This window comes from Tatumella ptyseos ATCC 33301 (assembly GCF_000735525.1).
Lineage (GTDB): Bacteria > Pseudomonadota > Gammaproteobacteria > Enterobacterales > Enterobacteriaceae > Tatumella > Tatumella ptyseos.
This window is the reverse complement of record NZ_JMPR01000005.1, coordinates 19,225-27,424: the sequence shown is the minus strand read 5'-3', so window position 1 is coordinate 27,424 and position 8,200 is coordinate 19,225. Positions and strand designations below refer to the sequence as shown.

Below are 8,200 nucleotides of genomic sequence, written 5' to 3'. Positions count from 1 at the left end.
TCCAATCGCGATGGACGATGGTCTGCGTTTCGCAATCCGTGAAGGTGGTCGTACTGTAGGTGCAGGTGTTGTTGCTAAAGTTATCGCATAATCGCCGATAATATTTGACGTCATGCACATGAAAAGGGCATCATTTGATGCCCTTTTTGTACGCCGAAACATAGAACCTGACTCATCAGTGATTTTCGTACAAATCATTGCTGAGACAGGCTCTGGTTTGGCGTAGGATACCGGATGTACTACAGGTATTTCTGGTTTGGATACCTCGCTATGCGGGGTTTAATGGTTTCTGGATTATTCTGGCAGGTTTGTTTATGAGTGCAAATACCGAAGCTCAGAGGAGCGGGCGCGGCCTGGAAATAGTAAAATGGCTGGTCGTTGCTGTTCTGGTTGCAGTAGCGATTTACGGCAACTATCATTATCGCAACGTTAATTTACCCTTACGTGCTCTGGTTGTGGTTGTTATCATTGCGGTTGCCGGCGCAATTGCCCTTTTGACAACAAAAGGCAAAGCAGCGGTAGCGTTTGCACGTGAAGCAAGAACCGAAGTGCGCAAGGTCATCTGGCCAACCCGCCAGGAAACGTTGCAGACCACGTTAATCGTTGCCGCGGTAACTGCCGTGATGTCACTGATTTTGTGGGGGCTGGATGGTATTCTGGTCCGTCTGGTATCGTTTATCACTGGACTGAGGTTCTGAGATGTCTGAAGCTCCAAAAAAACGCTGGTACGTCGTGCAGGCGTTTTCAGGTTTCGAAAGCCGTGTAGCTGTATCGCTGCGTGAGCATATCAAACTGCACAATATGGAAGACCTGTTTGGCGATGTTATGGTGCCAACAGAAGAGGTCGTTGAGATCCGTGGTGGTCAGCGCCGCAAAAGCGAGCGTAAATTCTTCCCGGGTTATGTCCTGGTGCAGATGGTAATGGAAGATGCCAGCTGGCACCTCGTCCGTAGTGTCCCGCGCGTCATGGGCTTTATCGGTGGAACGTCTGATCGTCCTGCACCTATCAGCGATAAAGAAGTCGATGCGATTATGAACCGCCTGCAACAGGCAGGTGACAAGCCGCGTCCTAAGACCATGTTTGAGCCGGGTGAAATGGTTCGTGTTAACGACGGTCCGTTTGCTGACTTTAATGGCGTCGTTGAAGAAGTCGACTACGAAAAAAGCCGCCTGAAAGTCTCTGTTTCTATCTTCGGTCGTGCAACACCGGTCGAACTGGACTTCGGTCAGGTAGAAAAAGGCTAATCTGTATTCAGTTAAGCTCTTGCATAAGGCGCGAAATTTGCCTACAATTTCGCGCCTTTTGTTTTTACATGCCTGCGGGCGTGTAGATAATTACCACGGGAAGCCTTTAAGTAAGGCGCTATACCCAATTGAGGAAATATCATGGCTAAGAAAGTACAAGCCTATGTGAAGCTGCAGGTTGCAGCTGGCATGGCAAACCCAAGTCCACCGGTTGGTCCGGCACTGGGTCAGCAGGGTGTTAACATCATGGAATTCTGTAAAGCGTTCAACGCAAAAACAGAAAGCCTGGAAAAAGGTCTGCCAACTCCGGTTGTTATCACCGTATACAGCGACCGTTCTTTCACGTTCATTACCAAAACACCTCCTGCAGCAGTTCTGCTGAAAAAAGCAGCGGGTATCAAGTCTGGTTCAGGTAAGCCGAACAAAGACAAAGTTGGTAAAGTGACGCGTGCTCAGTTGCAGGAAATTGCAACGACTAAAGCAGCGGACATGACTGGTGCAGACTTAGACGCGATGACTCGCTCTATCGAAGGTACTGCGATCTCCATGGGCCTGGTAGTAGAGGATTAATAGATGGCTAAGCTTACCAAGCGCATGCGCACAATCCGTGACAAAGTAGATGTCACCAAGCAGTACGAAATCACCGAAGCTGTTGCTTTGCTGAAAGAACTGGCTACTGCTAAATTCGTTGAAAGTGTTGATGTTTCTGTAAACCTCGGCATCGATGCTCGTAAATCTGATCAGAACGTACGTGGTGCAACTGTACTGCCTAACGGTACTGGCCGTAGCGTCCGCGTTGCTGTATTCGCTCAGGGTGCAAACGCTGAAGCAGCGAAAGCCGCAGGTGCTGAACTGGTTGGTATGGAAGATCTGGCTGATCAGATCAAGAAAGGCGAAATGAACTTTGACGTTGTTATCGCATCTCCGGATGCAATGCGCGTTGTTGGCCAGTTAGGTCAGGTTCTGGGTCCACGTGGCCTGATGCCAAACCCTAAAGTTGGTACTGTAACTCCTAACGTTGCTGAAGCAGTTAAAAATGCTAAAGCGGGTCAGGTTCGTTACCGTAACGACAAAAACGGTATCATTCACACCACCATCGGTAAAGTTGACTTTGATGCTGACAAACTGAAAGAAAACCTGGAAGCTCTGCTGGTTGCGCTGAAAAAAGCAAAACCAACTTCAGCTAAAGGCGTGTACATCAAGAAAGTCAGCCTGTCTACCACCATGGGTGCAGGTGTTGCAATCGACCAGGCTGGCCTGAGTACTCAGACTGCCTAAGTCATTGCTTGACGCGGGCGAAATTTTCACCTAGAATTTTCGCCCGTTCTTCCTTAACGGAAGAGACTCTGTACTCCCGAAAGGCAGTAACAGAGCAAGAATTTTCGGTTGGAGCCTGGCCTATCCAGGCCTCCGTCCAAGACCGCAGGTGTTTGTTGCAGTGATCTCAGGGCTTGCCCGGTGATTCTGTCAGACTTAATTCCCTGCGTAGACGGTGAGAGAGCCTGAAGAACCTATTTCTTTTTCTGGATTCTACTCACCGTGTTTAGCGTCTATCCACTTCGGTGGATAGATGAAGTGAGTTCCGGAGGGGAAACTCTCCGGACTAAAACATCCAGGAGCAAAAGCTAATGGCATTAAATCTTCAAGACAAACAAGCAATTGTTGCTGAAGTCAGCGAAGTAGCCAAAGGCGCGCTGTCTGCGGTTGTTGCGGATTCCCGTGGCGTAACCGTAGATAAAATGACTGAACTGCGTAAAGCAGGTCGTGAAGCTGGCGTATACATGCGTGTTGTTCGTAACACCCTGCTGCGTCGCGTCGTTGAAGGTACTCCTTTCGAGTGCCTGAAAGACACGTTTGTTGGTCCAACCTTGATTGCATATTCTATGGAACACCCGGGCGCTGCTGCTCGTCTGTTCAAAGACTTCGCGAAAGCGAATGCAAAATTCGAGGTTAAAGCTGCAGCCTTTGAAGGTGAGCTGATCCCAGCCGCTCAAATTGACCGTCTGGCAACGCTGCCGACTTACGAAGAAGCACTGGCACGTCTGATGTCGACCATGAAAGAAGCCGCTGCAGGCAAACTGGTCCGTACTCTGGCTGCTGTACGCGATGCGAAAGAAGCTGCATAAGCTCTCTGCTAACATCGTTTTTGCTTACGTATAAACTTATTCTGATTCTTAGGAACAATTGTTATGTCTATCACTAAAGACCAAATCCTGGAAGCTGTTGCAGCTATGTCCGTAATGGAAGTAGTTGAGCTGGTTTCTGCAATGGAAGAAAAATTCGGCGTTTCTGCTGCTGCTGCTGTCGCTGTCGCTGCTGGCCCTGCTGAAGCTGCTGAAGAGCAGACTGAATTCGACGTAATCCTGAAATCTGTTGGCGGTAACAAAGTCGCAGTGATCAAAGCAGTACGTGGCGCAACTGGTCTGGGCCTGAAAGAAGCTAAAGACCTGGTTGAATCTGCACCGGCTGCAATCAAAGAAGCGATCAGCAAAGACGACGCAGCTGCTCTGGAAGCTGCTCTGAAAGAAGCTGGCGCTGAAGTTGAAATCAAATAAGATAACCTTCGGGTTACAGTCTGAGTAGTTTGCAGACTGCTGGCTGGTGACTATAATAGTCACCAGCCTTTTTGCGCTAAAAGAGTCTCTGTGGGGTTTCGCATTGTTTGTCCACCTTGATTCTTCCAATGTCTTTTTCTCTCGACGCCTTAATATACTGCTTTCCCGTGGGGTTCCCTGCCTTGCAAGAGCAATGAAATGATTTAAGAGTGATAGAAAAAGATGTATTGCACCTGAGCCAGGCTCAACGGTGAAAACGAAATAATGTTGCATGAACTGTCCTGCAGGACGGACAGCGTGGTTCGACTTGTCAGCGAGCTGAGGAACCCTAATGGTTTACTCCTATACCGAGAAAAAACGTATTCGTAAGGATTTTGGCAAACGTCCGCAAGTACTGGATGTGCCTTATCTCCTATCTATCCAGCTTGACTCGTTCCAGAAGTTTATCGAGCAAGATCCGGAAGGCCAATACGGTCTGGAAGCAGCATTCCGTTCCGTTTTCCCTATCCAGAGCTACAGTGGTAACTCTGAGCTGCAATATGTCAGCTACCGTCTGGGTGAGCCTGTCTTTGATGTTAAAGAGTGTCAGATCCGTGGTGTGACATTTTCAGCACCACTGCGCGTAAAATTACGCCTGGTCATCTACGAGCGCGAAGCGCCGGAAGGGACCGTCAAAGACATTAAAGAACAAGAAGTTTACATGGGCGAAATTCCGCTCATGACTGATAACGGTACCTTTGTCATCAATGGTACTGAGCGTGTTATCGTTTCTCAGTTACACCGTAGCCCGGGCGTATTCTTTGATAGCGATAAAGGTAAAACGCATTCTTCCGGTAAGGTACTGTATAACGCACGTATCATCCCTTACCGTGGCTCATGGCTGGACTTCGAGTTCGATCCTAAAGACAACCTGTTTGTCCGTATTGACCGTCGTCGTAAACTGCCTGCGACCATTATTCTGCGCGCACTGAATTACACCACTGAACAAATCATCGACCTGTTCTTTGATAAAGTGGTCTATGAAATTCGTGACAACAAACTGCAGATGGCGTTGGTTCCTGAGCGTCTGCGCGGCGAAACTGCCTCTTTTGACATCGAGTCAAATGGCACAGTTTATGTCGAAAAAGGCCGCCGTATTACTGCCCGTCATATCCGCCAGCTGGAAAAAGATAATGTCCAGCACATCGAAGTTCCGGTTGAATATATTGCCGGTAAAGTCGTTGCGCGTGATTATATTGATGAGAGCACCGGTGAGCTTATCGTTGCTGCGAACATGGAACTGTCCATGGATCTGCTGGCTAAACTGAGCCAGTCTGGTCATAAGCGCATCGAAACGCTGTTCACAAACGATCTGGACCACGGTCCTTATATCTCTGAAACCCTGCGTGTGGATCCGACCAGCGACCGCCTGAGTGCACTGGTTGAAATCTACCGTATGATGCGTCCTGGTGAGCCACCAACGCGTGAAGCGGCAGAGAACCTGTTTGAGAACCTGTTCTTCTCGGAAGATCGTTATGATCTTTCCGCAGTGGGTCGTATGAAGTTCAACCGTTCATTGCTGCGAGATGAAATCGAAGGTGCAGGTATCCTGAGCCACGACGATATCATCCAGGTAATGAAAAAACTGATCGATATCCGTAACGGTATCGGTGAAGTGGATGACATCGACCACCTGGGTAACCGTCGTATCCGTTCTGTCGGTGAGATGGCTGAGAACCAGTTCCGTGTCGGTCTGGTACGTGTTGAGCGTGCGGTGAAAGAGCGTCTGTCCCTGGGTGATCTGGATACCCTGATGCCTCAGGACATGATCAACGCTAAGCCGATTTCAGCTGCCGTTAAAGAGTTCTTTGGTTCCAGCCAGCTGTCTCAGTTTATGGACCAGAACAACCCGCTGTCTGAAATTACGCACAAACGTCGTATTTCTGCACTGGGCCCGGGCGGTCTGACCCGTGAACGCGCAGGCTTTGAAGTTCGAGACGTACACCCGACTCACTACGGTCGTGTTTGTCCTATCGAAACGCCTGAAGGTCCGAACATCGGTCTTATCAACTCACTGTCTGTGTATGCGCAGACTAACGAATATGGCTTCCTCGAAACGCCATACCGTCGTGTGGTTGATAGCCAGGTGACTGACGAAATTCATTACCTGTCTGCGATTGAAGAAGGCAACTTCGTTATTGCTCAGGCGAACACCAACCTCGACGACGATGGTCGTTTCGTGGATGACCTGGTGACCTGTCGTAACAAGGGTGAATCGAGCCTGTTCAGCCGTGACCAGGTTGACTACATGGACGTTTCGACCCAGCAGGTTGTTTCTGTCGGTGCGTCACTGATCCCATTCCTGGAACACGATGATGCTAACCGTGCATTGATGGGTGCAAACATGCAACGTCAGGCGGTTCCTACTCTGCGTGCTGATAAGCCGTTAGTAGGTACCGGTATGGAACGCGCGGTCGCAGTCGACTCCGGTGTTACTGCAGTGGCTAAGCGTGGCGGTACCGTTCAGTACGTCGATGCCTCCCGTATCGTTATCAAAGTTAACGAAGACGAGATGTATGCCGGTGAAGCGGGTATCGATATCTATAACCTGACCAAATACACCCGTTCTAACCAGAACACGTGTATCAACCAGATGCCATGTGTCAATCTGGGTGAGCCGATTGAACGTGGTGATGTACTGGCAGATGGCCCGTCTACCGATTTAGGTGAACTGGCTCTGGGTCAGAACATGCGCGTGGCATTCATGCCATGGAATGGTTATAACTTCGAAGACTCCATCCTCGTTTCTGAGCGTGTTGTCCAGGAAGACCGTTTCACGACTATCCATATTCAGGAACTGGCTTGTGTGTCCCGTGACACCAAACTGGGGCCGGAAGAGATCACTGCGGATATCCCTAACGTGGGTGAAGCTGCGCTCTCTAAACTGGATGAATCCGGTATCGTTTATATCGGTGCTGAAGTGACCGGTGGCGATATTCTGGTCGGTAAAGTCACGCCTAAAGGCGAGACCCAGCTGACGCCGGAAGAAAAACTGCTGCGTGCTATCTTCGGTGAGAAAGCGTCTGACGTTAAAGATTCTTCTCTGCGCGTACCAAACGGTGTTTCCGGTACGGTCATCGATGTTCAGGTCTTCACCCGTGATGGTGTTGAAAAAGACAAACGTGCGCTCGAAATTGAAGAGATGCAGCTGAAGCAGGCGAAGAAAGACCTGACTGAAGAACTGCAGATCCTTGAAGCCGGCCTGTTTACCCGTATCTATACCGTTCTGACGACCGGTGGTGTTGAAGCTGAGAAGCTGGACAAACTGCCACGTGAGCGCTGGCTGGAACTGGGTCTGACTGATGAAGAAAAACAGAATCAGTTAGAGCAGCTGGCTGAACAGTATGACGAACTGAAGCGCGAGTTTGAGAAGAAGCTTGAAGCTAAGCGCCGCAAAATCACCCAGGGCGATGATCTGGCACCAGGTGTGCTGAAAATCGTTAAGGTTTATCTGGCCGTTAAACGTCAGATCCAGCCTGGTGATAAAATGGCAGGTCGTCACGGGAACAAAGGTGTTATCTCTAAGATCAACCCGATCGAAGATATGCCTTACGATGAAAACGGGACTCCTGTTGATATCGTACTGAACCCGCTGGGCGTACCATCACGTATGAACATCGGTCAGATTCTGGAAACCCACCTGGGTATGGCTGCGAAAGGTATCGGCGATAAGATCAATGCCATGCTGAAGCAGCAACAGGATGTTGCCCGACTGCGTGAGTTCATTCAGCGCGCTTATGACTTAGGCACTGATGTTCGCCAGAAAGTCGACCTGAACACTTTCTCTGATGACCAGGTATTGCGTCTGGCAGAGAACCTGAAGAAAGGGATGCCAATTGCGACCCCGGTCTTCGACGGTGCTAAAGAAAGTGAAATCAAGGAACTGCTGACTTTAGGGGGTATTCCTACTTCCGGTCAGATCACCCTGTTTGATGGTCGTACCGGTGAGCAGTTTGAGCGTCAGGTAACCGTAGGTTACATGTACATGCTGAAACTGAACCACCTGGTGGATGACAAAATGCATGCGCGTTCTACCGGTTCTTACAGCCTTGTTACTCAGCAGCCGCTGGGTGGTAAAGCTCAGTTCGGTGGTCAGCGTTTCGGGGAGATGGAAGTGTGGGCACTGGAAGCATACGGTGCAGCATACACCCTGCAGGAAATGCTGACGGTGAAATCTGATGACGTGAACGGCCGTACGAAGATGTATAAAAACATCGTCGATGGTAACCATCAGATGGAACCAGGCATGCCGGAATCCTTCAACGTACTGTTGAAAGAAATCCGCTCGCTGGGTATCAACATCGAGCTGGAAGACGAGTAAGCACTCGTATTAGTACTGGTTACAGGGTGTCCGGAATGTC

At 49.6% G+C, this 8,200-nt stretch carries 8 protein-coding genes; all 8 read left to right on the top strand.

What is annotated here, in order from left to right:
* Positions 1–91 (top strand): EF-Tu C-terminal domain-related protein (locus GTPT_RS16860; RefSeq protein ID WP_072265938.1); only part of this gene is annotated, 91 nt, incomplete at its 5' end.
* 223 nt (positions 92–314) lie between these two features.
* Positions 315–698: a preprotein translocase subunit SecE gene (gene secE / locus GTPT_RS01610; RefSeq protein ID WP_025902285.1), complete on the top strand. Its 384-nt coding sequence runs from the start codon at positions 315–317 to the stop codon at positions 696–698.
* A gap of 1 nt (position 699) precedes the next feature.
* Positions 700–1,245 (top strand): transcription termination/antitermination protein NusG, encoded by a 546-nt coding sequence (nusG, locus tag GTPT_RS01605; RefSeq protein WP_025902284.1) that lies wholly within the window; start codon positions 700–702, stop codon positions 1,243–1,245.
* 141 nt (positions 1,246–1,386) lie between these two features.
* Complete coding sequence (gene rplK / locus GTPT_RS01600) at positions 1,387–1,815, top strand: 50S ribosomal protein L11 (protein ID WP_025902283.1); 429 nt, start codon at positions 1,387–1,389, stop codon at positions 1,813–1,815.
* A 3-nt stretch (positions 1,816–1,818) separates the two neighbouring features.
* A complete protein-coding gene (gene rplA, locus GTPT_RS01595; protein ID WP_025902282.1) occupies positions 1,819–2,523 on the top strand; it encodes a 50S ribosomal protein L1 in 705 nt (234 codons plus the stop codon).
* 350 nt (positions 2,524–2,873) lie between these two features.
* Entirely contained in the window at positions 2,874–3,371 is a 498-nt protein-coding gene (rplJ, locus tag GTPT_RS01590; protein WP_025902281.1) for a 50S ribosomal protein L10, read from the top strand.
* A gap of 63 nt (positions 3,372–3,434) precedes the next feature.
* Positions 3,435–3,800: a 50S ribosomal protein L7/L12 gene (rplL, locus tag GTPT_RS01585; RefSeq protein ID WP_025902280.1), complete on the top strand. Its 366-nt coding sequence runs from the start codon at positions 3,435–3,437 to the stop codon at positions 3,798–3,800.
* 331 nt (positions 3,801–4,131) lie between these two features.
* Complete coding sequence (gene rpoB, locus GTPT_RS01580; RefSeq protein ID WP_025902279.1) at positions 4,132–8,160, top strand: DNA-directed RNA polymerase subunit beta; 4,029 nt, start codon at positions 4,132–4,134, stop codon at positions 8,158–8,160.
* The last annotated feature ends 40 nt before the right edge of the window (positions 8,161–8,200 follow it).